25 protein-coding genes are annotated in these 25,502 nt (G+C 68.2%); 10 read left to right on the forward strand and 15 right to left on the reverse strand.

The features are described from left to right. Window positions 1-9: 9 nt before the first annotated feature. Window positions 10-759, reverse strand: coding sequence for a dienelactone hydrolase family protein (locus ACZ5M6_RS02415; protein WP_333895561.1), 750 nt, complete (start codon window positions 757-759; stop codon window positions 10-12). A gap of 123 nt (window positions 760-882) precedes the next feature. Between ACZ5M6_RS02415 and ACZ5M6_RS02420 the strand changes: the two genes are divergently transcribed. Continuing rightward, on the forward strand, window positions 883-1,506 hold the full coding sequence (locus ACZ5M6_RS02420; protein WP_464159535.1) for a PadR family transcriptional regulator: 624 nt from the start codon (window positions 883-885) through the stop codon (window positions 1,504-1,506). Further along, window positions 1,503-2,312 carry a siderophore-interacting protein gene (locus ACZ5M6_RS02425; RefSeq protein ID WP_464159536.1) on the forward strand — a complete coding sequence of 270 codons (810 nt, stop codon included), beginning with the start codon at window positions 1,503-1,505 and terminating at the stop codon, window positions 2,310-2,312. The genes ACZ5M6_RS02420 and ACZ5M6_RS02425 overlap by 4 nt, the downstream gene beginning before the upstream one ends. On the opposite strand, the gene ACZ5M6_RS02430 is transcribed toward ACZ5M6_RS02425, so the two are convergent. After that, window positions 2,299-2,922: an alpha-ketoglutarate-dependent dioxygenase AlkB gene (locus ACZ5M6_RS02430; protein WP_464159537.1), complete on the reverse strand. Its 624-nt coding sequence runs from the start codon at window positions 2,920-2,922 to the stop codon at window positions 2,299-2,301. The genes ACZ5M6_RS02425 and ACZ5M6_RS02430 overlap by 14 nt on opposite strands. Window positions 2,923-3,158: 236 nt before the next feature. On the opposite strand from ACZ5M6_RS02430, the gene dnaK reads away from it, so the two are divergent. The 3 genes from dnaK (at window position 3,159) to dapB (ending at window position 7,176) form a co-directional block, all read left to right on the forward strand. Continuing rightward, window positions 3,159-5,057 carry a molecular chaperone DnaK gene (dnaK, locus tag ACZ5M6_RS02435; RefSeq protein WP_152949185.1) on the forward strand — a complete coding sequence of 633 codons (1,899 nt, stop codon included), beginning with the start codon at window positions 3,159-3,161 and terminating at the stop codon, window positions 5,055-5,057. Window positions 5,058-5,230: 173 nt separating this feature from the next. Beyond that, window positions 5,231-6,430 carry a molecular chaperone DnaJ gene (gene dnaJ, locus ACZ5M6_RS02440; protein ID WP_464159538.1) on the forward strand — a complete coding sequence of 400 codons (1,200 nt, stop codon included), beginning with the start codon at window positions 5,231-5,233 and terminating at the stop codon, window positions 6,428-6,430. Beyond that, on the forward strand, window positions 6,427-7,176 hold the full coding sequence (gene dapB, locus ACZ5M6_RS02445; RefSeq protein ID WP_152949186.1) for a 4-hydroxy-tetrahydrodipicolinate reductase: 750 nt from the start codon (window positions 6,427-6,429) through the stop codon (window positions 7,174-7,176). Before dnaJ ends, dapB begins: the two co-directional genes overlap by 4 nt. Before the next feature lie 31 nt (window positions 7,177-7,207). Here dapB and ACZ5M6_RS02450 read toward each other — a convergent pair whose 3' ends face one another. After that, a complete protein-coding gene (locus ACZ5M6_RS02450) occupies window positions 7,208-7,573 on the reverse strand; it encodes a hypothetical protein (protein ID WP_152949187.1) in 366 nt (121 codons plus the stop codon). Between the two features lie 134 nt (window positions 7,574-7,707). Here ACZ5M6_RS02450 and ACZ5M6_RS02455 point away from each other — a divergent pair, with 134 nt between their 5' ends. Together ACZ5M6_RS02455 and ACZ5M6_RS02460 are read left to right on the forward strand one after the other, a co-directional pair. Beyond that, window positions 7,708-8,646 carry a DMT family transporter gene (locus ACZ5M6_RS02455; RefSeq protein ID WP_191554729.1) on the forward strand — a complete coding sequence of 313 codons (939 nt, stop codon included), beginning with the start codon at window positions 7,708-7,710 and terminating at the stop codon, window positions 8,644-8,646. Window positions 8,647-8,856: 210 nt separating this feature from the next. Continuing rightward, window positions 8,857-9,900 carry an aspartate-semialdehyde dehydrogenase gene (locus tag ACZ5M6_RS02460; protein WP_464159540.1) on the forward strand — a complete coding sequence of 348 codons (1,044 nt, stop codon included), beginning with the start codon at window positions 8,857-8,859 and terminating at the stop codon, window positions 9,898-9,900. Window positions 9,901-9,918: 18 nt separating this feature from the next. Here the strand turns inward: ACZ5M6_RS02460 and truA are convergent, their stop codons facing one another. The 9 genes from truA to ACZ5M6_RS02505 form a co-directional block, all read right to left on the reverse strand. Further along, window positions 9,919-10,662 (reverse strand): tRNA pseudouridine(38-40) synthase TruA, encoded by a 744-nt coding sequence (gene truA, locus ACZ5M6_RS02465; protein WP_348685422.1) that lies wholly within the window; start codon window positions 10,660-10,662, stop codon window positions 9,919-9,921. Continuing rightward, the gene (gene fmt, locus ACZ5M6_RS02470; RefSeq protein ID WP_464159541.1) at window positions 10,662-11,585 is read right to left on the reverse strand and encodes a methionyl-tRNA formyltransferase; all 924 of its coding nucleotides are present in this window, start codon (window positions 11,583-11,585) and stop codon (window positions 10,662-10,664) included. Before fmt ends, truA begins: the two co-directional genes overlap by 1 nt. A gap of 18 nt (window positions 11,586-11,603) precedes the next feature. Further along, window positions 11,604-11,846: a hypothetical protein gene (locus ACZ5M6_RS02475; RefSeq protein ID WP_183216513.1), complete on the reverse strand. Its 243-nt coding sequence runs from the start codon at window positions 11,844-11,846 to the stop codon at window positions 11,604-11,606. Continuing rightward, complete coding sequence (def, locus tag ACZ5M6_RS02480) at window positions 11,846-12,424, reverse strand: peptide deformylase (RefSeq protein ID WP_183216511.1); 579 nt, start codon at window positions 12,422-12,424, stop codon at window positions 11,846-11,848. The genes ACZ5M6_RS02475 and def overlap by 1 nt, the downstream gene beginning before the upstream one ends. Window positions 12,425-12,468: 44 nt before the next feature. Further along, a complete protein-coding gene (locus ACZ5M6_RS02485; RefSeq protein ID WP_054764324.1) occupies window positions 12,469-12,870 on the reverse strand; it encodes an acyl-CoA thioesterase in 402 nt (133 codons plus the stop codon). A 113-nt stretch (window positions 12,871-12,983) separates the two neighbouring features. Continuing rightward, window positions 12,984-13,643, reverse strand: a complete 660-nt coding sequence (locus ACZ5M6_RS02490; protein ID WP_191554733.1) for a hypothetical protein — start codon at window positions 13,641-13,643, stop codon at window positions 12,984-12,986. A 5-nt stretch (window positions 13,644-13,648) separates the two neighbouring features. Continuing rightward, window positions 13,649-14,821, reverse strand: a complete 1,173-nt coding sequence (locus tag ACZ5M6_RS02495; protein WP_464159543.1) for a polysaccharide biosynthesis/export family protein — start codon at window positions 14,819-14,821, stop codon at window positions 13,649-13,651. Between the two features lie 31 nt (window positions 14,822-14,852). Then, window positions 14,853-16,142, reverse strand: a complete 1,290-nt coding sequence (locus tag ACZ5M6_RS02500) for a glycosyltransferase family 4 protein (RefSeq protein WP_464159544.1) — start codon at window positions 16,140-16,142, stop codon at window positions 14,853-14,855. Window positions 16,143-16,149: 7 nt separating this feature from the next. Beyond that, window positions 16,150-17,142: a KpsF/GutQ family sugar-phosphate isomerase gene (locus tag ACZ5M6_RS02505; protein ID WP_201463426.1), complete on the reverse strand. Its 993-nt coding sequence runs from the start codon at window positions 17,140-17,142 to the stop codon at window positions 16,150-16,152. A gap of 168 nt (window positions 17,143-17,310) precedes the next feature. Between ACZ5M6_RS02505 and otsB the strand changes: the two genes are divergently transcribed. The 3 genes from otsB to ACZ5M6_RS02520 are packed head-to-tail and all read left to right on the forward strand — an operon-like array spanning window position 17,311 to window position 21,313. Then, a complete protein-coding gene (otsB, locus tag ACZ5M6_RS02510; RefSeq protein ID WP_464159546.1) occupies window positions 17,311-18,069 on the forward strand; it encodes a trehalose-phosphatase in 759 nt (252 codons plus the stop codon). Between the two features lie 4 nt (window positions 18,070-18,073). Then, the gene (locus ACZ5M6_RS02515) at window positions 18,074-19,858 is read left to right on the forward strand and encodes a glycoside hydrolase family 15 protein (protein WP_201463427.1); all 1,785 of its coding nucleotides are present in this window, start codon (window positions 18,074-18,076) and stop codon (window positions 19,856-19,858) included. A gap of 42 nt (window positions 19,859-19,900) precedes the next feature. After that, window positions 19,901-21,313: an alpha,alpha-trehalose-phosphate synthase (UDP-forming) gene (locus ACZ5M6_RS02520; protein ID WP_348683308.1), complete on the forward strand. Its 1,413-nt coding sequence runs from the start codon at window positions 19,901-19,903 to the stop codon at window positions 21,311-21,313. A 13-nt stretch (window positions 21,314-21,326) separates the two neighbouring features. On the opposite strand, the gene ACZ5M6_RS02525 is transcribed toward ACZ5M6_RS02520, so the two are convergent. Genes ACZ5M6_RS02525 through ACZ5M6_RS02535 form a run of 3 tightly spaced genes read right to left on the reverse strand, consistent with a single transcriptional unit; the run spans window position 21,327 to window position 25,476 of the window. Continuing rightward, entirely contained in the window at window positions 21,327-22,313 is a 987-nt protein-coding gene (locus ACZ5M6_RS02525; protein WP_464159549.1) for an esterase-like activity of phytase family protein, read from the reverse strand. After that, on the reverse strand, window positions 22,310-24,193 hold the full coding sequence (gene cobT / locus ACZ5M6_RS02530) for a cobaltochelatase subunit CobT (protein ID WP_191558672.1): 1,884 nt from the start codon (window positions 24,191-24,193) through the stop codon (window positions 22,310-22,312). Before cobT ends, ACZ5M6_RS02525 begins: the two co-directional genes overlap by 4 nt. A gap of 41 nt (window positions 24,194-24,234) precedes the next feature. Continuing rightward, entirely contained in the window at window positions 24,235-25,476 is a 1,242-nt protein-coding gene (locus ACZ5M6_RS02535; protein ID WP_054764331.1) for a DUF418 domain-containing protein, read from the reverse strand. Window positions 25,477-25,502: the final 26 nt, after the last annotated feature.

Below are 25,502 nucleotides of genomic sequence, written 5' to 3' on the forward strand. Positions count from 1 at the left end.
GGGTATTTTTCAGACGTGCGGCGCGACGTCGGTCAGAAAGGCGCGGAAGCGGCGCAGGGATTCCTCGGTCAGGTCCGGGTCGTGGCGCATCGGGCCGTTGTTGGTCGGTTCGTCGAAGGCGTGGGTGCCGGCGGCGACCCAGCTCTCGACCTCGGCGCCGCAGTTGCGGATCATGGCGTTGACCAGTTCGGCGTTGCGCACCGTGGTCAGATGGTCGCGTTTGCAGGTGACGGCCAGCACCCGGGGGCAATGCCGCCAGGGCTTCATCCGGTTGAAGGCGAAGGGCCCGATATAGGGATAGGCCAGCCAGACGGCGCGAACACCCGACAGGTCGGCCGCGCCGGGATCGGCCACGCCCAGGGTGTTGGGCGCAGGGCCGGCGCTCATCATCTCCATGATCGACCAGCCGCCGTGGCTCCAGCCGGCTAGGGCCAGCCGGGTCGCGTCCACGTCCGGTCGGGCCGAAATCCCCTGGATCGCCGCCAGGACGTCGCCGGCCCGCTCGTATCCCCGGAAGGCCAGGCCGGTGCAGACCGCCGTCAGGGTGAAGGCCCGGCCCCATCCGCGCGGCCCATAGGAATCGACGATGAAGGCCCGCCAGCCGGCCGCCTTCGCCGCCTCCGCATAGCGGGGCAGATGGCTGCGCAGACCGCCGCAGCCGTGGAACAGCAGGACCGCTGGGCGGGGCCGGTCGTCGTCGGGCCCGACGACGGTCAGGTGGGGTTCGAGGCGGGCCCAGCGGCGTTTCAGATCGTCCATCCTGGACATACGCCGCAGCGGCGCGCCGAAAACCAGCCCCCCTTGCGGATTTCGATATTTCGATATATCTAAAAACTCATGAATAGATATATCGAAAAGGAAGCGATGATGAGGACCACGGGGATGTTCTACGGCCGCAACGGATGCGGCGAAAAACACGGCCGTCACGGCTTCGGCCACGGCTTCGGAATGGGGTTGGGGCGAAGCATGCGCGGCGGACGCGGCGCGGGCTTCGGTCCGGGCTGGGGCGGCGAAGGGCGAGGGCGCGGCCATGGGCCCGGACGCCACGGCGGCGGCCGCCTGTTCGATCATGGAACCCTGCGCTGGGTTCTGCTGTCGCTGATCGCGGAAAAGCCCAGCCACGGCTATGAGTTGATCAAGGCGGTCGAGACGAAACTGGGCGGCGCCTATTCGCCCAGCCCCGGCGTCATCTATCCCAGCCTGACCCTACTGGAGGAAATGGGCGCGCTGGACTCCGAGGCCCAGGGCGGCAAGAAACTCTATTCGATCACCGAGGCCGGGCGCGCCCTGCTGGCCGAGAACGAGGCGATCCTGCGCGCCGCCGAGGCCACGATGGACAAGTTCGCCGCCCGCGCCCTCAGGCCGACCGCCATCCAGGACGCCATCGGCCGCCTGCGCCACACGATTCACGGCCGTCTGACGGGCGAGACCGCCCTGACCGAGGCCCAGATTCAGACCATCGCCGCCATACTGAACGAGGCCGCCGACAAGGTGGAACGGGCATGACCGGGCTCTTGCGCATCCCGCGTCGCCTGCGGCACGAGTTGAAGTTCCGCACCCTGACCGTCGCCTTGATCGAGGATCTGACGCCGACCTATCGCCGTATCGTGCTGGAAGGCGCGGATCTGGACGGCTTCGTCTCCCTGGGCTTCGACGACCATGTGAAGATCTTCCCGGTCGCCGAGGGTCAGGCGCCGGTCCTGCCGACGCTCGGGCCGGACGGTCCAGTCTTCGCCGAGCCGCGCCCGGTGATGCGCGACTACACCCCCCGCGCCTATGACGCCGCCGCCCGTCGCCTGACCCTGGACTTCGTCACCGGCCACGGCGGTCCGGCGACCGAATGGGCCATGGCGGCGAAGACCGGCTCGGTCCTGGGGGTGGGGGGGCCGCGCGGCTCCTTCATCGTCCCCACCGCCTATGCCGATCATGTGCTGATCGGCGACGAGACCGCCCTTCCGGCCATCGCCCGCCGTCTGGAGGAACTGCCCGCCGACGCACGCGCCCATGTGGTGGTCGAGGTTGCGGATGTGGAGTCGACCTGGACCTTCGAAAGCGCCGCAGATGTCGCCGTCACCTGGGCGATCCGCGACGGCGCGCCCCGAGGCCGCTCCGACGCCTTGCTGACGGCGGCGGATCGGGCCGTGACCGACGTGGATCGCAAGGACGCCTATGTCTGGATCGCCGCCGAATCCGCCGTAGCCAAGGCCCTGCGCACACGCATGCTGGCGCTCGGCTTCTCGGCCAAGTCGATGAAGGCCGCCGGCTACTGGCGCCTGGGCGGCGCCGGCGCCCACGAGGTCATTGAGGACTGATCCCCGCCACGCGCAGGGTCAGGTTCAGCCGTCCCCCACCCGGGATCAGGCGCGACGAGCCCCCCAGGACGCGATCGACCCCGTGCCGGGCCAGCCTTGCAGGACCGGTCAGGGCGCAGACGTCGCCGCTGTCCAACCGCAGCGTGGCGGTGCGACCGCCCTCGGCCGCCCCGATACGGAACAGGGCCGCCTCGCCCAGCGACACCGACAGAACCGGAGCCGTCAGGTCCGCCTCGTCCCTGTCCTGGTGCAGGCCCATCTTCGCCCCCTCGCGGTACAGATTGACCAGACAGGCGTCCGGCTGCTGAGGCCCGCCGACGGTCGCCCGCCACAGGTCGAGCAGCACCGGCGGAATATCCGGCCAGGCCCGCCCGGTCTGCGGGTGCGTCGCCTGATAGCGATAGCCGCTGCGGTCCGAGACCCAGCCCAGCGGCCCGAAATTGCTCATCTGCACCGAAAACGGCCGCCCGCCCGGGGTCGTCGGCCGATAAAGGGGCGCAGCCTCCAGACGCGCCAGCACCGCATCGACCAGATCGGCCTGGGCCGGACCGTCCAGGGCGCCGGGCCATAGACGAAAGCCTTCGACGGCGGTTTTGACCTCTGAAATCATGCTGAAACCGGGGACATGGCCTCATCCTGCGGGAAAACCGGGGCCGGCGCATCGCTGAATCGCAGAACGCCCTTGCAGCCGTATGGGACTTTCCCATATCGGGGCCAGCTTCGGAGAAACCCCGAGAAATTTGGGGCTATCCGGCACCATCACGCCAACCCACAGGGGGCGGTCACGCGCGGCGCTTCATCGAAGGCCGCCGCATCGCCCGCCGATACGGAGAGAACAGTACGCCCATGGCCAAGATTATCGGCATCGACCTCGGCACCACCAACTCCTGCGTGGCCGTCATGGACGGCAAGAACCCCAAGGTCATCGAGAACGCCGAAGGCGCCCGCACCACCCCCTCGGTGGTCGCCCTTCAGGACGGCGGCGAGACCCTGGTGGGTCAGCCGGCCAAGCGTCAGGCCGTCACCAACCCGGCCAACACCTTCTTCGCCATCAAGCGCCTGATCGGCCGCAACTTCGACGATCCCGTCGTGGCGAAGGACAAGGGCATGGTGCCCTATGAGATCGTCAAGGGTCCGAACGGCGACGCCTGGGTCCGCGCCCACGGCAAGGACTATTCGCCCCAGCAGATCTCGGCCTTCACCCTGACCAAGATGAAGGAGGCCGCCGAGGCCTATCTGGGCGAAAAGGTGACCCAGGCCGTCATCACCGTCCCGGCCTATTTCAACGACAGCCAGCGCCAGGCCACCAAGGACGCCGGCAAGATCGCCGGTCTGGAAGTCCTGCGCATCATCAACGAGCCGACGGCCGCGGCTCTGGCCTATGGCCTTGAGAAGAACGACGGCCAGAAGATCGCGGTCTATGACCTGGGCGGCGGCACCTTCGACGTCTCCATCCTGGAGATCGGCGACGGCGTCTTCGAGGTGAAGTCGACCAACGGCGACACCTTCCTGGGCGGCGAGGACTTCGACCTGCGCCTGGTCGACTATCTGGCCGACGAGTTCAAGAAGGAGCAGGGCGTCGACCTGCGCCAGGACAAGCTGGCCCTGCAGCGCCTGAAGGAAGAGGCCGAGAAGGCCAAGAAGGAACTGTCCTCGACCACTCAGTACGAGGTCAATCTGCCGTTCATCACCATGAACGCCTCGGGCCCGCTGCACCTGAACATCAAGCTGTCGCGCGCCAAGCTGGAGGCCCTGGTCGACGACCTGGTCGCCCGCACCATCGAGCCGTGCAAGAAGGCCCTGGCCGACGCCGGCCTGAAGGCGTCGGACATCGACGAGGTCGTCCTGGTCGGCGGCATGACCCGCATGCCCAAGGTCCAGGAGGCGGTGAAGGCCTTCTTCGGCAAGGAGCCGCACAAGGGGGTGAACCCCGATGAAGTCGTGGCCCTGGGCGCCGCGGTTCAGGCCGGGGTTCTGCAAGGCGACGTCAAGGACGTGCTGCTGCTGGACGTGACGCCCCTGACCCTGGGCATCGAGACCCTGGGCGGCGTCTTCACGCCCCTGATCGAGCGCAACACCACCATCCCGACCAAGAAGAGCCAGACCTTCTCGACCGCCGACGACAACCAGTCGGCCGTGACGATCCGGGTCTTCCAGGGCGAGCGGCCGATGGCGGCGGACAACAAGCTCTTGGGTCAGTTCGACCTGATGGGCATCCCCCCGGCGCCGCGCGGCATGCCGCAGATCGAGGTCGCCTTCGACATCGACGCCAACGGCATCGTCAACGTCTCGGCCAAGGACAAGGCGACCAACAAGGAACAGTCGATCCGCATCCAGGCCAACGGCGGCCTGTCGGACGCCGACATCGAGAAGATGGTCAAGGAAGCCGAGGCCAACGCCGCCGCCGACAAGGCCCGCAAGGACCTGGTCGAGGCCCAGAACGCCGCCGACAGCCTGATCCACTCGACCGAAAAGGCCCTGGCCGACCACGGCGACAAGGTCGAGGCCGACGTCAAGACCGCGATCGAGACCGCTCTGGCCGATCTGAAGACCGCCCGCGAGGGTACGGACGCCGAGGACATCCGCGCCAAGACCAACACCCTGGTGCAGGCCTCGATGAAGCTGGGCGAAGCCATGTACGCCGCCCAACAAGGCGCGCCCGCCGAAGGCCAGCCGGCTGACGACGGCGTGGTGGATGCGGAGTTCGAGGACGTCTCGGACACCGACGAGAAGAAGAGCGCCTGATCCGCAACAGGTCGCTGAAATGATACGGCCCCGCTTGTCTTGCGATAGGCGGGGTCTTTTCATGAAACTTGCATCAAGCGTTCCGGCCCCCATGTCAGCCGGGACACCGCCTCTTCCAGAGCCCGCAGAGGTTCGGGCCGGGCGGCAGGGGAAGTAATGAGGACTGACGCCCGATGGCGCGTGACTATTACGAAATTCTGGGCGTCGAGCGGACGATCGACGCCGCCGGCCTGAAATCGGCCTATCGCAAACTGGCGATGATCCATCACCCGGACCGCAACGGCGGCTCGGAAGAGTCGATGGCCAAGTTCAAGGAGATTTCCGAGGCCTATACGGTCCTGTCCGACGACCAGAAGCGGGCGGCCTACGACCGGTTCGGCCATGCCGGGGTCAACGGCGGCGGGGGCGGCAATCCCTTCGGCCAGGGCCAGGGCTTCTCCGATCTGAACGACATCTTCTCCCAGGTCTTCGGCGACGCCTTCGGGGACGCCTTCGGCGGCCGCCAAGGCCGGGGCCAGCAGGGCGGACCGCGCCGGGGCTCCGACCTGCGCTACGACCTGGAGATCTCGCTGGAGCAGGCCTATCGCGGGGCCGAGGTCCAGATCGACGTCCCCGCCACCCTGACCTGCGAGACCTGCGAGGGCTCGGGGGCCAAGCCGGGCACCAAGCCGGTCGCCTGCACCACCTGCAACGGCGCGGGCCGCGTGCGCCAGGCCAACGGCTTCTTCCAGGTCGAGCGGACCTGCCCCCGCTGCCACGGCGCGGGCCAGATGATCGCCGACCCCTGCCCCGCCTGCCACGGCCACGGCCAGGTGCGAAAGACCCGCACCCTGAACCTGAAAATTCCCGCCGGCGTCGACGACGGTTCGCGCATCCGCCTGACCGGCGAGGGCGACGCCGGCCAGCGCGGCGGCCCGCGCGGCGATCTGTACGTCTTCCTTTCTGTGACGCCGCACGACCTGTTCGAGCGCGACAACCTGGACCTGCTGGTCACCGTGCCTGTGCCGATGACGGTGGCGGCCCTGGGCGGCGAGATCGACGCCCCCTGCCTGGTCTCTGACGCCTGTGACGGCAAGTGCAAGGCCGCCGTCCAGGTGCCCGCCGGCGCCCAGACCGGCAAGACCGTTCGGATTAAGGGCAAGGGCATGCCCCATCTGAACGGCCGCACACGCGGCGATCTGGTCGTCGAACTGTTCGTCGAGACCCCCACCGACCTGACCCCCCGTCAGAAGGAATTGCTGCAAGAGCTTGCCCTGTCCTTCGGCGAGGCGCAGAACCCCCGGAATTCCAGCTTCGCCGGCAAGGCGAAGCGCTTCTGGGCCGACATCCTGGGCAGCCAGGATGCGGACGGGTCGAAAGAGAACGCGGCTTGAGCGCAATCTTCCACGCCGGCATTTCCGGCTATCGCGGCCGGATGGGCCGCGCGGTGTCACAGGTTCTGGATGCGCGCGAGGACGTGGTCGTCGCCGCCCGGTTCGACTGGGGCGAGACGGCCGACATCTCCCTGTGCGACGTCATCATCGACTTTTCGACGCCCGACGCCTCGGTCGCCCTGGCCCAGTCTGCGGCCGAGCGCGGCGGCCCGGCCCTGGTCATCGGCTCCACCGGCTTCACCCCGGCCCAGGAGGCCGAGCTGATGAGGGCCGCCGAGAAGATCGCCATCGTCAAGAGCGGCAACTTCTCCCTGGGCGTGAACATCCTGATCGGCCTGGTCCAGCACGCGGCCCAGCGTCTGGACGCCCAGGACTGGGACATCGAGATCACCGAGGCCCACCACCGCCGCAAGGTGGATTCTCCGTCCGGCACCGCCCTGATGCTGGGCGAGGCCGCCGCCGAGGGCCGCTTCACGGATCTGGCCGAGATCCGCTCCAAACCCTATGACGGCGTCCAGGGGGAGCGCGAGACCGGCAAGATCGGTTTCTCCTCGATCCGGGGCGGCGGAATCATCGGCGAACATACGGTGCTGTTCGCCTCTGAGGACGAGGTCCTGACCCTCAGCCATTCCGCGATCGACCGGTCGCTGTTCGCCAAGGGCGCGGTCGCCGCCGCCGCCTGGGTTCGCACCCGCCGACCCGGCCTTTACGACATGCAGGACGTGCTGGGCTTCCGTCAGGCTTGAAGCCGCGCCTGGCCCCCCGAGCCCGCTGAACTCAGTGCAGCACCCTGCGCCGCCCGAAGGCCGTGCCCGTCAGCAAGGTCTTGATGAAGAAGAAGACGGCGATGACGATGGCGTAGCCCAGGAACAGGGCCAGACCCGTCAACCAAAAGCCCGCCGTCAGGATGGCCGGCAGGGCGAAGTCGCCGCCGTTCAGGACGGGAAGGACGGCCACGACGATCAGATGAACCAGGGTCGCCCCCAAGGCCGTCGATCCCAAGGATCGCCAATCGACCATCATCAAAGCGGCGATCACGGCGATGATCAGACCCATGACCTGATTGACGCCGTCGAAACCGGCGCTGGCCAGGTTGAACAGGCCGTTGAGGAACTGACCGATCTGATCCAGCAGATTTTCCATAGAGCGCCTCCAACCCTGTCGATGTTGCAGCGAAGCTTGCCGATCCGCAGGCTTAACGCGGCCGGATGGAAATCGCTCCGCCGGGGTGGGCGGCGGCGACGCGAAGGCCTATGGGTTCGTGCGACAGGAGCGGCATGAGCAAGACGACCGGAAGCGAAGACATTGCGAGGGGCATCGCCCTTCGGATCGCCGCAGCGGGCGCCTTTTCCATCATGGCGGCGGTTCTGAAACTGGCCTCCCTGGACGGGGTCACCGCGCCGGAGATGCTGTTCTACCGCGCCTTCTTCGGCCTGCCGGTGGTGTTGATCTGGGTGCTGACCCAGCCGGGCGGACTGACGGGCCTGGCCACGCGCCGCCCCCTGGCGCATCTGGGCCGCAGCGCCCTGGGCGTCGCCTCCATTCTGTGCGTCTTCCAGACCCTGACGCTTCTGCCGCTGGCAGAGGCCACGACCATCAGCTTCACCGCCCCGATCTTCGCCACCATCCTGTCCTTCCTAGTTCTGAAGGAGGCGGTCGGCCCCCGGCGCTGGGCGGCGGTGGCGGTCGGCTTCATCGGCGTGCTGATCGTAACCCGCCCCCTGTCTCTGGCTTCCGGGGCGGGCTCAACCCCCTTGCCCTTGGCCGGCGTCGGCTTCGGCCTGGCCGCCGCCCTCCTGACGGCGGCGGTCACGATCACCCTGCGGCAGCTGCGCGACACCGAACATGTGGCGGCGATCGTCTTCTGGTTCTTCGTCTGCTCGTCCATCGTCGGCGCCCTGCTTCTGCCCTTCGTCGGCCGGATGCACGCCCTGACGACCTTCGCCCTCCTGGCCGGGTCGGGCGTGGCGGGCGGCGTCGCCCAGCTGTTGATGACCGCCTCCCTGCAAAAGGCGCCCGTCGCCGTCGTGGCCCCGTTCGACTATCTGCAGATCCTCGGCGCGGTCGCCTTTGGCGCCTGGCTGATGAAGACCACCCCGACCGCCGACACCTTGGCCGGCGCCGCCCTGATCGCCGCCAGCGGCCTCTATACGGCTTGGCGTGAACGGGTCCGCCGCCGCCAGGCCCTGTTGCAGACGACCGCCCCGCCCGTCTGAGGTTTACACATCGCAGTTTCGGCCCTAGAGAGCTTGGCCGTGACCGTCTCCATGACCAAAGCGATTACCTCGAAAACCACCGGCTTCGGCGGGGCGGTTTCGGGTGTGCGCGAGGTCTGAAGCGCCGAACCCCGATCCCAAGCCCCGCCGATGCGCGGGGCGGTCGATCCGGCTGAACCCCGCGCCTCCATCCCTCCAGGAGACGCCTGAATGTCCTTTTCCCCGTCCAATCCGCCCCATGTGGGCATCGTCGGCGCCACCGGCCTCGTCGGCGAGATGATGCGCGGCCTGCTGGCCGAGCGGAACTTCCCCCTGGCCTCGCTACGCCTGTTCGCCTCGGCCCGGTCGGCGGGCAAGACCATCCGCTTCGGCGAGACCGACATTGTGGTCGAGGATGCGGCGACGGCGGACTACGCCGGGCTGGACATCGTCTTCTTCTCGGCCGGCGGGGATACCTCCAAGGCTCTGGCGCCCAAGGTGGCGGCCGCTGGGGCGGTGGTGATCGACAACTCGTCCGCCTGGCGCAGCGACCCCCAGGTGCCGCTGGTGGTCGCCGAGGTGAACCCCCACGCCCTGGCTGACCTGCCCAAGGGGATCATCGCCAACCCCAACTGCACCACCATGGCCGCCATGCCGGTGCTGAAGCCCCTGCATGACGCGGCGGGGCTGAAGCGCCTGACCGTCTCGACCTATCAGGCCGTCTCGGGCGGCGGGATCGAGGGCATTCGCGTGCTGGAGGACCAGGCGCGCGCCATCGTGGGGCAGGGCGCGGCCCTGGCCCGCGACGGCGGGGCCGTGGACTTCGGCGCGCCTGAAAAGTGGATCGTGCCGATCGCCGCCAACGTCGTGGCCCTGAACTACAAGCTGGGCGAGGACGGCTATACCGACGAGGAGCTGAAGCTCCGGGACGAGAGCCGCAAGATCCTCGAGATCCCCGGCCTGCCGGTCTCGGGCACCTGTGTGCGGGTGCCGGTCTTCACCGGCCACTCCCTGTCGATCAACGCCGAGTTCGAACGGGCCCTGTCCGTGACCCAGGCGCTGGAGCTGCTGGGCCAGGCGCCGGGCGTGGTCGTCACCGCCGTGCCGAACCCGCTGGACGCCGCCGGCCAGGACCCGGTCTTCGTCGGCCGGGTGCGTCCCGATCCGACGGTCGAGCACGGCCTGGCCCTGTTCGTCTCGAACGACAATCTGAGGAAGGGCGCGGCCCTGAACGCGGTCCAGATCGCCGAGGTCCTGGTTCAGCAGCGCGGCTGATCCGGCCCCAGGCGGGGTTCAGTCGTAGCGCACGCCGCTGAGATAGAGCCCCGCCGAGGGGGCGACGGGGCCGCACCGGGCGCGGTCCTTCGCCTCCAGCGCCGCCTTGACGTCATGGGCGGTCCAGCGGCCCAGGCCCACCTCGACCAGGGTCCCGGCCATCGACCGGACCTGGCGGTGCAGGAAGCTGCGGGCCTGGAAGACCAGATGCACCTCCTCGCCGAACCGGCTGACGCGGGCCACGTCCAGGGTCTTGACCGGCGACTTGGACTGGCAGCCCACGTCGCGGAAGGTGGTGAAGTCGTGCAGGCCGACCAGGACCTGGGCCGCATGGTGCATGGCCTCGGCGTCCAGGCTCTTCTTGACGTGCCAGACGCGGTCGCGCTCCAAAACGGGTTGAGGCCGGCGGTTCAGGATCCGGTACAGATAGCCCCGGCCGGTGGCGGAGAAGCGGGCGTGCCAGTCGGGATCGGGCGCGTATTCGGCCGACAGGACGCAGACGTCCTGTTTGATAAGATGGGCGTTGACGGCGTTCAGCACCGTATCGACCGGCCAGTCGCGCTCCAGATCGGCGTGGATGACCTGGGCCGTCGCATGGACGCCGGTGTCGGTGCGGCCGGCGGCGGCGATCCGCACCCGCTCGCCTGAAAAGGCCAGTATGGCGGCCTCGACCGCGCCCTGCACCGTCGGCTGGTCTTCCTGAGCCTGAAAGCCGTTGTAGGCCGTGCCGTCGTATTCGAGGATCAGCTTGTAGCGCGGCATCAGCCGAGCACGGTCCCGACCGGCAGGGCAAAGCCGCGCAGCATCTCATCGGCCGATTGCGCCGCCTTGCCCGCGCGCTGAACCCGGATCAGCCGCACCGCGCCGGTTCCGCAGGCCACGGTCAGGGCCTCGTCCAGCGCCGCGCCGGGCGCGCCAGAACCGTCGGCGACGGCCGACAGCAGGGCCTTGATCCGAACCGGACCAGCGTCTGAGGGGGCCTCGAACCAGGCGCCGGGGAAGGGCGACAGGCCGCGGATATGGGCGTCGACCTCGGCCGCCGGACGGGTCCAGTCGATCCGGGCCTCGGCGGGGGTGATCTTCTTCGCATAGGTCGGCTCGCCGACCTGTTCGGTCGGGGTGACGCCGCCGCGCTCGATGGCGGCCAGGGCGCGGGGCCACAGGGCGGCGCCGACATGGGCCATGCGCTCGGACAGGCTGGCGGCCGTGTCGTCGGGCCGGATGTCCATGATTTCGCTGAGCAGGATCGGCCCTTCGTCCAGGCCCAGGCTCATCTGCATGATCTGGACCCCGGTCTCGGCGTCGCCGGCCATGATGGCCCTCTGGATCGGCGCCGCGCCGCGCCAGCGGGGCAGCAGCGAGCCGTGCAGGTTCAGGCATCCCAGCCGGGGCGCGGCCAGCACCTCAGCGTTGAGGATCTGGCCGTAGGCGACGACGCAGGCGGCGTCGAGGTCCAGGCTCTGGAAGTCGGCGACGGCCTCGGGCGACTTCATGCTTTCAGGCGTGAAGACCGGCAGGCCCATGGTTTCGGCGAAGGCGTGAACCGGCGACGGCGTCAGCTTCTGGCCCCGGCCCCTGGGGCGCGGCGGCTGCGAATAGACGGCGACGATCTCGTGGCCCGAGGCGAGAAGCTCGGCCAGGGACGGCACGGCGAAATCGGGAGTTCCCATGAAGGCAAGGCGCATGGGCACGCCTTTAGAGGTTTACTGCCAGCGGGTGAAGACGCCGCCGCCCTCGTCCCATTCGCCGCCCGCGTCCAGAGCGTCGTCGAAATCGAGCAGCCGGTCCAGCAGCAGGCCCGCCACCACGCCCAGCAGGGCCACGCCCGCCAGGGTCGCAACCCCGGCGACGCCGATCTTCTGGCTGCGGGTCAAGCGACGGCGCCCTTGGGTGTCGATCACCAGGGACTGGCCGCGGCGGATGGGGCGGGGGCTGCGCTTCGTCATCAGGCGGCGATCCTGTCTCGGGCGGCCTTCTTGACCTTGGTCACGGCGCGTTCCCGCTTCAGCCGCGACAGGTGGTCGATGAAGAGCACGCCGTTAAGATGGTCCATCTCGTGCTGGATGCAGACGGCGTAGAGGCCCGAAGCCTCTTCCTCCACCGACTGACCCTCACGGTTCAGATAGCGAATGCGAACGCGGGCCGGCCGTTCCACCTTGTCGAAATACTCGGGAATGGACAGGCAGCCCTCTTCGTAGGTGTAGAGCTCGTCCGAGGCCCACAGGATTTCCGGATTGGCGAAGAAGCGCGGGTTGCGGCGCGCCTCGGCGGCCTCCGGCGTGTCTTCCTCTTCCGTTTCGCAGACGGTTCCGTCGCGATCGCCCAGGTCCATGACGATGACCCGGTCCAGGGCGCCGACCTGAACGGCGGCCAGGCCGATGCCCGGCGCCGCGTACATGGTCTCCAGCATGTCGTCCATCAGGGCGCGCACGGCGTCGTCGACGCCCGCGACGGGCTTGGAGACCTGTTTCAGGATCGCCAGGTCGGCGGCGTTGTCGATGGTGAGGATACGTCGGATGGCCATGGTCGGGACGTAGGCGCGCCCCGGCGCGAGGTCAAGATTTCCGCCTATTCCTTGCCCGGCAGGGGGCGCGGCTTGCGGTACTGGTCGATGGCCACATAGGTGAAGACGCCTTGGGTCACGCGCACGGACGTGGCCAGCGGCTGACCGCGCGACCGCTTCCAGGCCTCGACATGGATGCGGATCGAGGTGCGGCCCGTGCCGACGACCTTGGCGTAGATGCTGACCTCGTCGCCGACGGAGACGGGCTGGTGAAACACCATGCCGTCCAGGGCCACGGTGGCGCAGCGTCCCTGGGCCAGTTCAAAGGCAGGAGTCGCGCCGGCCACGTCCATCTGGGCCAGCAACCAGCCGCCGAAGATGTCGCCTTCGGGGTTGGTGTCGGCCGGCATGGCGATGATCCGGCCGACCGGCTGGGTTTCGGGGGGGAACTGGGGCGCGTCGGACATGGGAGGCTCTGGCGTTCGAGGACAGCTCGCTCTTAGATCAAGTTTGCGCGATACAAAACAGAGCCGGCAATATTGTTGCGAGTTACGCCGCCTGCAGAAACGGGCCGCCCGCCTCAGCCCGGCTTGGCGGGCTTATCCGCCGTTGCAGCGGAGGCGGCCTTGGACCGGCGCTTCCTAGGGGGCATGGCTGCCGGTTCGGTCGAGGGTTTGGCCGAAGGCTTGCGGGGCGTCTTGCGGGGCTTGGGTGCGGGTGGGGCCGCCGACGCAGGCGCGGCCTTGGCGTCCCTCAACGCCCGCCAGGCCCCGCCGAGTTCCATGGCGACCAGCAGATGATCTTCGGTCAGAACGCCCCTCCGCGCCAGGCGCAGGTCGGCGATCTCGTTCAGCAGCCGTGAGGCCGCGCGCAGGTCGGGACGACCGGATCGCGCGCCCAGGTCCTGAAGCCGGGCGAAGCGCCAGCCCGTCTCCGGCGGATGCTCCAAGGCCAGGGCGAAGCGCGCCTGAGGCGTCAGATCCGCAGCGACGAAGTCCCAGACGGTCTGGTTCGGCGCCCGACGATAGTGTCCGGGACGGGTGGGAAGACCCGCGCCGGCGTAGACATCCAGAGCGCCCGCCTCGATCTCATCCAAGGCGTCGTCCAGAGGCGAAGGATCGCCCGAGGGGATTTCGGCGGGGCGGGCGAAGGGGTCGGCGGCGATCGGATCGACCGCATCACTCCCGACGGCGGCGGCGCGCCCCGTCAACTGGGACAGAAGGGCGCGCCAAGCCTGCACAGGCGTCAGTCGACGTTGATCGCACTGGTCACCGACACGTCATAGACGACGCGGGTCACGCTCTGAACGAACTCGAAGAATTTCCGAGCCTCTGCGGCGCCGGCCAGGGGCACATAGATCACGTCCTCGGGCATGATCTCCATATTGGTGGCGGCGAAGACGTTGGCGGCGTTGTTGAAGTCCAACTGATAGACCACCGGCACCCCCTTGGGCGTAGCCGGCTGGTTGATTCCCAGAGCCTGGGCCACCTCAGGTCGCTCGAAGCGGAAGACCAGAACACGCCGGGCGTTGGCGGTGGTTGTGTTCAACCCCCCGACCTTGGACATGGCGCCCGTAAGCGTCATCGGCCCCGCCGGCATATCGACCTGGGCGACGGCGTTCAGAGCGCCGAAGGTGGAGAACCGACGCGGCTTGTACTGGACGTTGATCACATCGCCCCTTTGCAGGCGCACGTTCTCGCCGAACTCGGTGGTCACGGCTGAAAGAGGGGCGGTGTAGGTCTGACCGCCGCGCTGGATGCTGATCGTCAGATCGTCGGTCGGGCGGGCCGATCCGCCGGCGGCGGCGATGACGTCCAGAATTCGGTCGCTGTTGACGCCCAGAGGCGCGCGGCCCGGCTGGCGCACGTCGCCCAGGACGTTGACGGTGTTTGAGGCGTTGCCGGCGATGCCGACCAGGACCTGGGGGTTGGCGACCTTGCCGGCCAGGGCCCGGCGGATCGCGGCCGCCGCCTGGGTCGAGGTCAGGCCGACGACGCGAACCGGACCCGCGAAGGGCACGGAAACAGAACCGCTGCGATCGACCGTCACCCCCGGCAAGGCCTGGGACCCGCCGGACAGGCTGGGAACCGTGCGCGCCGAAGCCGACGTCCCGCCCAGGCTGCCGCCGAACAGGGCGCCGGAGGGATCATAGATCGAGATCGCCAGCGTATCGCCCTCGCCGATCACATCGACCGGCTGTTCGCTGGAAGCGGCCGCCAGGGTGCCGAAGAACTGAGGCGGCACCGCCTTCATCCGCTCCGTCACCTCATAGGTCAGGGGCACGAGGGCGTAGCTGCCCAGGGCCTGGGGCGTCGAAGCCCCGGCGTCGATGGAGGCGCCCGAGGGTCCGTCGCGCGGCAGGGTGGAGCACCCGCTCAGGATGGCGACGATGGCAAGCGGCAGGATGGTGCGAGTCATGGAAACGGATCGGCCCTTGTTCGCGCGTTGATTACCCGCCTTTCGCACCGCCCGCCAGAGGCGAGGCCGCCGCCAGGCCGACCGCCCGAGCGACGATGTCGAAATGGGCTTCCCACGACGGCGCAGCGCGAGCCTCCGAGGCGGCGGGCGGAGACGTCATGGTCGCCCGCTCAATCGCCGCCAGCCAGCCCAGCCCGTCCAGGGGATCGATCAACTCGGCTTGGGGCGTCAGTTCCCTGTGCGGCGGAATGTCGGAGGCGATCAGGGGGCGGCCCATGGCCACCGCCTCGACCGCAGGCAGGTCGAACCCCTCGACCGACGAGGGCGCCAGCACCGCCCGCGCGCCCCGCATCAGGCGCGCCAGCACCTCGTCGGACAGGTTGGCCGCCTGGTGAACGATCCCCCGCAGATTGGGCGAGCGCTGCAGATGATCCAGCACCGCCTCATTCTCCCAGCCGTAGCGCCCGACCAGGACCAGGGAGGGGGTGCGTTCGCCCAGCCGTTCCTCCAGCCGCCGCCACAAGGTCAGCAACAGGGCCAGGTTCTTTCGCGCCTCTATGGTGCCCACATGGACGAAATAAGGACGGCTGGTCGCCACCGCATCGCCGGCGACGAAGGCCGGTTCCAGGCCCAGGTGCGCCACATGGACCGGCGGCTGCGGCAAACCTTCTCGCGCCGCAAAGGCCCGCAACTCGTCGCGGGTATAGGCCGAGTTGACGATCACCCGACTGGCGTGACGCAGGGCGTGGGTCACTCGGGCGTGGTGTTTGGCGCCGTCGCCCGGCCGACAGAACTCCGGATGGGTGATGGGGATCAGATCATGGATCAGAACGACCCGTTCCACACCCGCCGCTTCCAGATCCCTCAGAGCGTCGGCCTGATGCAGGGTCGTATGGCCCACGTTCAGATAGAGGTCGGCGGCCGGCAGGGGCGCGACGTGACGGGATTTGAAGAACTGTTTCAACACCCGTCCCTTGTCCGCCGGCTTCTCACGCTCCGGCGGGGGCGGGGGACTGATGACAGACTCTGCGGGTCGGGCGGGGGCGGCCAGAGCCTCGAGCAACAAGGCTTCATGCGCCACGTCGGCGGGGGCGACGCCCGCCCCGCTCCAACGCGCGCGCAGATCGACCACGAAGTCCCGGAACCACTCGGGCTGGACGGCGACCAGGCGGTTCTTGCGCCCGCGAACCGGAAGGGTGACGACGTCGGGCCGTGACAGCAGCCATTCGGCATAGGCCAGACAGACGCGATCGACGCCGGTGGGGGCGGAACGTTCGGCCCGGCTCATCAGCCGGCTGGCGTCATAGAGGATACGCATCATCAGCGGCTCAGGCGACGTAGCCGGCCTGCATCAGTTCCGCGATATGGACGATGGCGGTCGGCCGCCCCTCCTCCACCACGAACAGATTGGAAATCTTGTTCGCGGTCAGCAGATCGACGACGTCGCTCATCCGCGCGTTCGGATCGACCGTGATCGGATTGGCCCCCATGATGTCGGCGGCGGTTAGGCCGGTGATGTCGCGCTGGAAGGCGCGACGCAGGTCGCCGTCGGTGACGATCCCCGCCAAGGCGCCGTCCGCCTTCAATACGGCGACCGCCCCCTTTCGGCCTTCCGTAATGGCCGAGACCACTTCGCTGAAGCTGGCGTTCAGCGGCACGCTGGCCGGGGCCGCGGCGTTGTCCCCCATCCATTCCCGCACGCTTTGCAGGCTCATGCCCAAGGCGCCGCCGGGGTGGTGCAGGCCGAAGTCCAGGGCGCTGAACCCGCGCCGGTCCATCAGCACCATGGCCAGGGCGTCGCCCAGGGCCAGGGTCATCAGGGTCGAGGTGGTCGGCGCCAGGCCGTTCGGACAGGCCTCAGCCACCTTGGGCATGGTCAGGCAGACCGCGGCGTTGCGTCCCAGGAAACTGGTCGGACGCTGGGTGATGGCGATGACCGGAATGCCGTTGCGCTGGCAGAAGATCAGAGGATCGCGCAGTTCGCGGCTCTCGCCCGAGTTGGAGATGGCCAGGACCGTCACATCCGGTCGCAGCATGCCCAGGTCGCCGTGGCTCATCTCCGCCGGATGGACGAAGAAGGCGTTGGTACCGGTGGACGCCAGGGTGGCGGCGATCTTGCCGCCGATGTGGCCGGACTTGCCGATGCCGGTGACGACCACATAGCCGGGGCGGCTCATGATCACATCCACCGCCCGCGCGATCGAGACGTCGATCATCCGCTCCAGCGCTTCCAGCGCCTCGATGTTCAACCGCATGACCTCGCGGGCGCGCCCCGTCATGGCGGCGATGTCTTCGGGCGAGGAATGGGCGATCTCGGTCATGTTTGGTCAGGCCCGCGGCCGGGCTCTCCTTGTTTCAACGCACGGCCGCAGACAGTCCCCTCGGCGGCGCGCACCGCCTCTTTCAGACGACTTTGTCGCTTTCGGGTCAACCTTTGCCGCTTTGGCGCGTTATGGGGGCCTGGGGAAGCCGTAAAGAGTCAGATACCTATGCCGTCTCACGCCGGAGCCGCCGATCTGTTGTTGCCCCGACCGCCGGTCGCCGCCCAGGGAATCGCCCTGTTCCTCGACCTGGACGGCGTCCTTGCGCCCATGGCGCCGACGCCGGACGAGGTCGGTCCCGTGGCCCGCCGCACGGCCGTGCTGAAGGCGGTGCAGGATCGCCTCGACGGCCGGGTGGCCGTGGTCAGCGGCCGCACCATCAGAGAGATCGACCGGATCACCGACCGGGCCCTTGAATCCGCCTCGGGCGTTCATGGACTGGAGCGGCGCCTGAAAGGCGGCCCGGTCCAGAGGACGACGGCCGACTCCGCCGTCGCCAGGGCTTTGGACGCCTTTCACGCCTTCGCCGCTGACCGGCAGGGAGTGATCGTCGAGGACAAGGGAGTCTCTGCGGGCCTGCATTATCGACTGGCGCCCGACCAGGGCGCGGCGGCGCAGCGACTGGCCCGGCAGCTGCAGGCCGAGACAGGCCTGGCGCTGCAGCCTGGCCATATGGTGCTGGAGTTGAAGACGCCGGGCGCCGACAAGGGCACAGCCGTCGCCGCCTTCATGCAGGAGGAGCCGTTCAAGGGGGCGACCCCCGTCATGCTCGGCGACGATCTGACCGATGAACATGGTTTCGAGGCCGCCGCCGCCCTAGGCGGCTACGGGGTATTGGTCGGGCCTGAGCGCGAAACCGCGGCCCGCTATCGCCTGGACGACGTGGACGACGTCCTGACCTGGCTGGAAGCGGTGGCGGGGGCCTGAATCGATGACGCCCAATCTCGATCTCTTCCCCATCGGCAACTGCGCGATCAGCGCCCTGATCGACCGTCAGGGTCGGTTCGTCTGGGCCTGCGCCCCGCGCGTCGACGGCGACCCCGTCTTTTCGGCCCTGATGAACGGAGAAGCGCCCGAGCATGGCTATTGGTCCGTCGAGCTGGAGGGGCTGAAACACGTCAGCCAGGCCTATGTCCGCAATACGCCGGTGCTCAAGACCGTTCTGACGGCCGAAGACGGGGCCGCGGTGGAGATCATCGACTTCGCCCCGCGCCATCCGAAACATTCGCGAACCTACCGCCCCCTCGCCTTCGGGCGGATCATTCGACCGCTGCACGGCACGCCGCGTATCCGCGTCCGGCTGCGCCCCTCGTCCGACTGGGGCGCGCGGCCGGCGCCCCACACCTCGGGCTCGAACCATATCCGCTTCCTGTGCCCGGACGTCACCTTCCGTCTGACGACCGACTGTCCCGTCTCTCACGTCCTGGAGGAGCGGATCTTTCGGCTGGAACGGCCGCACGCCTTCTTCTTCGGCCCGGACGAGGGCTATGATCAGGATGTGGGACCGGGGGTTCAGGCCGCGCTGGACCGCACGGTCGCCTATTGGCAGGACTGGGTCCGCAAACTCTATCTGCCGCTGGACTATCAGGAGGCCGTCATCCGTGCGGCCATCACCCTGAAGCTCTGCGCCTATGAAGAGACCGGCGCCATCGTCGCGGCCATGACCACCTCCGTTCCCGAATTCAAAGAGAGCGGGCGCAACTGGGACTATCGCTACTGCTGGATCCGCGACGCCTATTATACGGTGCGGGCGCTGAACCGGCTGGGGGCGGTCGACATTCTCGAGAACTACTTGGGCTATCTGCGCAATCTGGTTGACGCCTCGGCCGGCGGCCATGTCCAGCCGGTCTATGGGGTGGGGCTGGAGCCGGGCATCGGCGAGAGCATCGTCGATACGGTCGAGGGCTATCGCGGCATGAAGCCGGTGCGGATCGGCAATCAGGCCCATGAGCACCTGCAGCACGACGTCTATGGCCAGATCGTCCTGCCCCTGGTCCAGGCCTTCTATGACCAACGCCTGCTGCGTCCCGGAACGATCGAGGATTTCCACGCTCTGGAGAAGGTCGGCGAGCGGGCCTTCGCCATGCACGACCAGACCGACGCAGGGCTTTGGGAGTTCCGCACCATCGCGCGGGTTCACACCTATTCCTCCGTCATGTGCTGGGCGGCCTGCGACCGTCTGGCCAAGGCGGCGGATCATCTGGGCCTGCAGGCTCGCGCCGACGTCTGGCGTCAGCGGGCGGCGGCCATCCGAGAGCGGATCGAGGCGGAGACCTTCCTGACGGACGAGGGGCGTTTCGCCGCCAGTTTCGGCGGGCGCGAACTGGACGCCTCCCTGCTGCAACTGACGGATCTGGGCTTTCTGGACGCGCATGATCCGCGCCAGGTGGCCACCTTCGATGCGATCGAGCGGGATCTGAAAAAAGGACCCTTCCTGTTTCGCTATGTCGAACCGGACGATTTCGGCGAGCCCGAAACGGCCTTCAACTTCTGCACCTTCTGGTTCATCGAAGCCCTGCATCAGAACGGCCGGGTGGAGGAGGCGCGCGCCATATTCGAAGAGATGCTGGCCCGTCGCACCCAGGCCGGCCTCTTGAGCGAAGACATTTCCGTCGAGGACGGGGAGCTGTGGGGCAACTATCCCCAGACCTACTCCCTGGTCGGGATCATCAATTGCGCCGTGATGTTGAGCCGATCCTGGACCGACGTGCGTTGATCTTTCTGGTCCCGGGGCTGGGATCGCTGCCGAAGTGAAGTCATGAGCCGTCTCATCGTCGTATCCAACCGGGTTTCGGCCCCGACCGATCCCGCTGCGGGCTCCGCCGGCGGCCTGGCCATGGCCCTGTCTGCGGCCCTGCGAAAATACGACGGCCTCTGGTTCGGCTGGTCTGGAGAGACGATCGACAGCTTCACCGGCGAGATGAAGGTCGAGGACCGCGCCGGCGTGACCGTCGGACTGGTCGATCTGGAGCCCCAGGACGTCGAGGAATATTACAACGGCTACGCCAACAAGACCCTGTGGCCGCTGTTCCACCACCGGATCGACCTGGCCCAGTACGAACGCTCCTACGGCGAGGGTTATGAGCGGGTGAACCGCCGCTTCGCCGAGGTTCTGGCGCCGGTGATCAAACCGGACGACGTCATCTGGATCCACGACTACCATATGATCCCCATGGCGCGGGATCTGCGTCGTCTGGGCGTCCGCAACCGGATCGGCTTCTTCCTGCACACCCCCTGGCCGACGCGCCAGCTGCTGGTGACCCTGCCGCATCACCGGCGGCTGGTGGAGTCCATGTTCGACTTCGATCTGATCGGCTTCCATACGCGCGAATGGTGCGACCTCTTCACCGACTATGTGGTCAGCGAGGCCCAGGGCGAGCTGTTCGGTCATGGCGGGCTGGAATGTTTCGGCCGCCGGGTTCAGACCGGCGTCTTCCCCATCGGCATCGATGTGGACGGCTTCCTGGCGGCGAAGAACTCGACCCTCGGGGCCCGGACCTATGATCGGATGGCGGCCTCGGCGGCCTTCCGCGCCATGATCGTGGGCGTGGACCGGCTCGACTATTCCAAGGGGCTGGAGGAGCGGCTGCTGGGCTATGAGCAGTTCCTGCAGGACAATCCGTCGATGCGCGGCGAGGTCTTCCTGCTCCAGGTGACGCCGATCTCGCGGGACGATGTGGATTCCTATCAGGACATGCGGGCGCGGCTGGACGCCCTGGCCGGGCGGGTCAACGGGGCCTTCGCCGACATGGATTGGCAGCCGATCCGCTATCTGAACCGCACCTACCGCCGCGACCAACTGGCGGGGATCTATCGCGCCGCCAGGGTTGGGCTGGTGACGCCGCTGCGCGACGGGATGAACCTGGTCGCCAAGGAATATGTCGCCGCCCAGAACCCCGACGATCCCGGCGTCCTGATCCTGTCCCGGTTCGCGGGGGCGGCGGAACAGATGCGTGAGGCGCTTCTGGTCAATCCCTACAGCCGCGAGGAGCTGTCGGACGCCATCCAGAAGGCCTTGACCATGCCCCTGGCCGAGCGGGTGCGGCGATGGGAGGCCCTGATGCAGGTGGTGCGCGACACCGACGTGGGCATCTGGCGCGACGCCTTCGTCAAGGCCCTGCTGGCGGTCGAGACCGAGCCGGAAAAGGCCCAATGGGCCGGGGCGGCCTGATCTAGCGCCGCATCTAGCGAATATCGAAGGCCAGGAGCAGGGTGCGCTGGGCCGGATTGGCGTTGTCGTCCGACAGTAGATAGAGCCGGGTCGCCTGGCCGCGCCGCTCAGCGGCGACGCCTTCGAAATTGTCTGTCGTGCCGGGCAGTTTCAATTCGATCAGGACAGGTCCCACCGTGCCCTCCGCCGACAGGCGACGCACCCGCGCCCGCATGTCGATCGGCGGCGTATAGCGGCGTTGCACCAGAAACCAGCCTTCGCCGGTCGGGTCGCGGTCCAGGCCCGTGGGGCGATAGTCGCCGTCCAGCAGGTTCTGTGACACGGTCGGCCCCGCCCCTCGGCATCCGCCCGATGTACAGTCCCACACGCCACCGCCTTCTCCGACCACCCGCCAACCGTCCTCGCCGCGACGTGTCAAACCTGCGGCGAGGCCCTCCATCCCCTCATTGTCCGGGAAGGGAAATTCCGGCGACGGCGCCGGGGTTGGCTCCCGTATCCCAGACAGGGGGCCATAGTTCCAAATTCGATGGCGACGTTCGAAACTGACCAGCAGGTCGCCGGAGCGCGTCAAAGCCAGCCCTTCCGCATCGCCGTCGATCTTGGAGGCTATGGGCCGTCCGTCCTCCAACGTCAGTTCGCGCGACGCCAGTCTGTCCAAGCCGATCAGACGGCCGCGCGCGTCCAGGCGCAAGACGCCGCGAACCAGATCCCCCGCGTCGGACACGGCGACAAAACCGCCGTCTCCGCTCAGTTTGAGATCGGAAAGCCCGTGCAGCGGCGATTCAGGGCCGGCCACGATCTCGATGCCGCCCGCGAAACGCACGCCGGGCGCCAGCACGGCGCCGGGCAGGCCTAGACCGACCGGCTTCAACTCGGCGGCGGCGAAGGACCAGCCGTGTTCGTCATAAAGGGACGGTTGGGGCGGGCCCAGGGTCGCGGCGCAGGCCGTCAGGGCCAGGGCCGCCCAGGCCGCCACGAGACGCGGTAGACGACGTCTCATGCGGCGATCTTCTGACGCGGCCGGCGCGCGGCCGGGGCGGCGACGTCCGCCTCGAACAGCTCGGCCAGTTTTTCGGTCATGGCGCCGGCCAGCTGTTCCACGTCGACGATGGTCAGGGCCTTGCGGTACCAGCGGGTCACGTCATGGCCGATGCCGATGGCCAAAAGCTCGACGGGCGATCGGTCCTCGATCTCGGCGATGACCTGGCGCAGGTGCTTGTCCAGGTAAAGGGCGGCGTTGGCCGACTGGGTCGAATCATCGACAGGCGAGCCGTCGGAAATGACCATCAGGATGCGGCGCTGCTCGGTGCGGGCCAGCAGGCGATTGTGCGCCCATTGCAGGGCCTCGCCGTCGATGTTCTCCTTCAGCAGGCCCTCGCGCATCATCAGGCCCAGATTCTTCTTGGCCCGGCGCCAGGGCGCGTCGGCGGCCTTGTAGATGATGTGGCGCAGGTCGTTCAGCCGGCCGGGATTGGCGGGCTTGCCCGCGCTGATCCAGGCCTCGCGGCTCTGTCCGCCCTTCCAGGCGCGGGTGGTGAAGCCCAGGATCTCGACCTTGACGCCGCAACGCTCCAGCGTGCGGGCCAGAATATCGGCGCAGACCGCCGCCACCATGATCGGCCGCCCGCGCATCGAACCCGAATTGTCGAGCAGCAGGGTCACGACCGTATCGCGGAACGGGCTCTCGCTCTCGGCCTTGAAGGACAGGGGCGCGGTCGGGTCGGTGACGATCCGGGTCAGCCGGGCCGTGTCCAGCATCCCCTCTTCCAGATCGAAGGTCCAGGCGCGGTTCTGCTGGGCCAGCAGCCGCCGTTGCAGCTTATTGGCCAGGCGCGAGACGACGCTGGCCAGCAGGGTGAGCTGTTGATCCAGCAGATTGCGCAGCCGCTCCAGCTCCATCGGGTCGCACAGGTCGGCGGCGTCCACCACCTCGTCATAGGCGGTGGTGAAGACGCGGTAGAAGTCGACCGCCCGGCCGTCGTCGGCGGTCTGCTGGCGATTGGGCTGCTGGCCCTCGTTCAACTCCGGCCCGTCCTCGGCGCCGTCGCCCTCCGGATCGGCGGGCGCGCCCTCAGGGCGGCTCTCGCGCTCCTGCTCCGACGATTGATCGTCGGCGTCGCCCTCCATGGACTGGGAGCCCTCGCCGCCCTCCTCTTCCTCGTCCTCGTCCGGCTGATCGTCGGCGTCGGGCTCCTGGGGATCCGGCTCCTGATCGCCCGGGTCGTCCGAGGCGTCCTCGCCCTGGCCGTCGCCGGGATCCAGGTTCAGGGCGCGCAGCACTTCGCGCATCTTTTCGGCGAACAGAGCCTGGTCGCCGGCGGTCGCGGTCAGGGCGTCCAGCTGATCGCCCGCCTTGGCCTCTATGCCGGCTCGAACCAGATCCAGCAGGGATTTGGTTCCGTCGGGCGAAGGCCGGCCCGTCAGCCGTTCACGCACCAGGAGAGCCACGGCCTCCGAAACCGGCGCCCGTTCGGGCTCGAGGATGCGAAGCGCCCCGGTCTTCTCCAGCCGCGTCACCAGGGCGGCGTCCAGATTGTCCCTGACCCCCGCCAGGAATTCGGAGCCCACGGCCTCGACCCGCGCCTGTTCAACCGCGTCGAAAACCTCGGCCGCCTGGGTGTCGGCGGGGCGCATACGGGCGTCGATCCCCGCGTCATGATTGGCCAAACGCAGGGCCAGGCGGTCGGCCTGGCCTCGCAGGGACGCGCTCTCGTTACCGGAGGGGTCGCGTGGGGGATGCGGCAGAGTCAGAATCCCGCCAGCCAGCTTGGGTCCGTCCGACCCGAACACCACCTCCAGCTCAGGCTGCTCGGCCAGGGCGCGGGCGGCGTGGCTGAGCGCGCGTTTGAAGGTTTCGGCGGGAGTGTCCGGGGCGGCCATGCTCCTCAGTTAATCTTTTCACGCCGCTGATAAAAGCGCGATCAGGCGGCTTTTCGGATCGGCACGCGCCGCCCATAGGTCAGGCAGCGCCACACCCATTCCAGCGGCCCCATTCTGAACCGCGCCAGCCACAGCGGAGACCAGATCAGCTGGACCGCCCAAACGGCCGCCACCAAGCCCCACATGCCGACATAGTCCACCTGACCGAACAGACGCGGCCCCCAAGGCATGTAAAAGAGGGTGGTCATGATCAGCGTCTGGCTCAGATAGTTGGTGAGGGCCATCTGCCCCACCGGCCGAAGCGGGGCGACCAGCCAGGCCGGTCCGCGCGTGGTCACGAGCACGATCAGGCTGACATAGGCCAGGGTCACCAGGATCGGGAAGGCCGCGACCGCCTCCGCCAGCCCTTGCGTCGGATGGGCGTCGGGCGCGGCCATGATTTCGGTCCAATGGGTCGTCGCCACAAGGGCCAGGACCGCGCTCCCGACCGCCAGGACGAAGAGATAGAGCCAGGTCGGCGCCCGGCCGCTGAGGAAACCCGCCTTGAACAGACCCATGCCGGTCATCATCAGGGCGACGGTCGAAAAGACGAACATGGCCAGGCTGGCGCCCTGGAGGAAGAACCAGGCGGTCAGGTTCTGGCCCATGGCCCCGGCCCAGCCGCTGCGATAGGCGGCGATGGCGGCGGCGACGGCCTCCTGGCTGTTCTGCGGCTGGCCCTGTTTCATCGCCTCGACCACTTCTGCGGGGCCGGCGACCATCAGCCAGCTCAACCCCGCCTGCATCGCCCCCAGCGCCAGGGTGACCCCCAGCCCGACCCCGATCAGAACGGGGGCGGAGAAGGACCGCATCAGCATGACGAACAGGCCGGACCAGGCGTAGAGCAGAAGGACGTCGCCGTACCAGAAGGCCAGGCCGTGGATCAGGGCGATCACAGCCAGCCAGAACAGGCGCCGGCGCAGCAGCCGCCCCCGCGCCGCATCGCTTCGTTCACCGCCCACCAGAAAGATCGAAGCGCCAAACAACATGGCGAAGAGGGTGATGAACTTCTGGTGGAAGAAGACGTCCATCGCCCAACGGGCCACGGCGTTGGCGCCCGTCACAGGAAAGGGGCTGAGGTCCGCATCGCCATAGACCATGAAGGGCAGGCCGAAGGAGACGACGTTCACCGCCAATATGCCCAGGACCGCCAGCCCCCGCATCACGTCCAGAGAAGCGATACGGGCGGGCGCCTCGACCGGCGCCAATCCGGTCGGTTCCGTCGTCTGGTTCACCGTCGACATTCACAGCCTCCCCCGAAGCGTTTCAG

The organism is Brevundimonas sp. Br13 (assembly GCF_055391505.1).

What these genes read in the sequence shown, in the direction of transcription:
- ACZ5M6_RS02415 (WP_333895561.1), bottom strand. Translation starts at nt 759, where the DNA reads ATGGACGATCTGAAACGCCGCTGGGCCCGCCTCGAACCCCACCTGACC.
- ACZ5M6_RS02420 (WP_464159535.1), top strand. Translation starts at nt 883, where the DNA reads ATGTTCTACGGCCGCAACGGATGCGGCGAAAAACACGGCCGTCACGGC.
- ACZ5M6_RS02425 (WP_464159536.1), top strand. Translation starts at nt 1,503, where the DNA reads ATGACCGGGCTCTTGCGCATCCCGCGTCGCCTGCGGCACGAGTTGAAG.
- ACZ5M6_RS02430 (WP_464159537.1), bottom strand. Translation starts at nt 2,922, where the DNA reads ATGATTTCAGAGGTCAAAACCGCCGTCGAAGGCTTTCGTCTATGGCCC.
- dnaK (WP_152949185.1), top strand. Translation starts at nt 3,159, where the DNA reads ATGGCCAAGATTATCGGCATCGACCTCGGCACCACCAACTCCTGCGTG.
- dnaJ (WP_464159538.1), top strand. Translation starts at nt 5,231, where the DNA reads ATGGCGCGTGACTATTACGAAATTCTGGGCGTCGAGCGGACGATCGAC.
- ACZ5M6_RS02450 (WP_152949187.1), bottom strand. Translation starts at nt 7,573, where the DNA reads ATGGAAAATCTGCTGGATCAGATCGGTCAGTTCCTCAACGGCCTGTTC.
- ACZ5M6_RS02455 (WP_191554729.1), top strand. Translation starts at nt 7,708, where the DNA reads ATGAGCAAGACGACCGGAAGCGAAGACATTGCGAGGGGCATCGCCCTT.
- ACZ5M6_RS02460 (WP_464159540.1), top strand. Translation starts at nt 8,857, where the DNA reads ATGTCCTTTTCCCCGTCCAATCCGCCCCATGTGGGCATCGTCGGCGCC.
- truA (WP_348685422.1), bottom strand. Translation starts at nt 10,662, where the DNA reads ATGCCGCGCTACAAGCTGATCCTCGAATACGACGGCACGGCCTACAAC.
- fmt (WP_464159541.1), bottom strand. Translation starts at nt 11,585, where the DNA reads ATGCGCCTTGCCTTCATGGGAACTCCCGATTTCGCCGTGCCGTCCCTG.
- ACZ5M6_RS02475 (WP_183216513.1), bottom strand. Translation starts at nt 11,846, where the DNA reads ATGACGAAGCGCAGCCCCCGCCCCATCCGCCGCGGCCAGTCCCTGGTG.
- def (WP_183216511.1), bottom strand. Translation starts at nt 12,424, where the DNA reads ATGGCCATCCGACGTATCCTCACCATCGACAACGCCGCCGACCTGGCG.
- ACZ5M6_RS02485 (WP_054764324.1), bottom strand. Translation starts at nt 12,870, where the DNA reads ATGTCCGACGCGCCCCAGTTCCCCCCCGAAACCCAGCCGGTCGGCCGG.
- ACZ5M6_RS02495 (WP_464159543.1), bottom strand. Translation starts at nt 14,821, where the DNA reads ATGACTCGCACCATCCTGCCGCTTGCCATCGTCGCCATCCTGAGCGGG.
- ACZ5M6_RS02500 (WP_464159544.1), bottom strand. Translation starts at nt 16,142, where the DNA reads ATGATGCGTATCCTCTATGACGCCAGCCGGCTGATGAGCCGGGCCGAA.
- ACZ5M6_RS02505 (WP_201463426.1), bottom strand. Translation starts at nt 17,142, where the DNA reads ATGACCGAGATCGCCCATTCCTCGCCCGAAGACATCGCCGCCATGACG.
- otsB (WP_464159546.1), top strand. Translation starts at nt 17,311, where the DNA reads ATGCCGTCTCACGCCGGAGCCGCCGATCTGTTGTTGCCCCGACCGCCG.
- ACZ5M6_RS02515 (WP_201463427.1), top strand. Translation starts at nt 18,074, where the DNA reads ATGACGCCCAATCTCGATCTCTTCCCCATCGGCAACTGCGCGATCAGC.
- ACZ5M6_RS02520 (WP_348683308.1), top strand. Translation starts at nt 19,901, where the DNA reads ATGAGCCGTCTCATCGTCGTATCCAACCGGGTTTCGGCCCCGACCGAT.
- ACZ5M6_RS02525 (WP_464159549.1), bottom strand. Translation starts at nt 22,313, where the DNA reads ATGAGACGTCGTCTACCGCGTCTCGTGGCGGCCTGGGCGGCCCTGGCC.
- cobT (WP_191558672.1), bottom strand. Translation starts at nt 24,193, where the DNA reads ATGGCCGCCCCGGACACTCCCGCCGAAACCTTCAAACGCGCGCTCAGC.
- ACZ5M6_RS02535 (WP_054764331.1), bottom strand. Translation starts at nt 25,476, where the DNA reads ATGTCGACGGTGAACCAGACGACGGAACCGACCGGATTGGCGCCGGTC.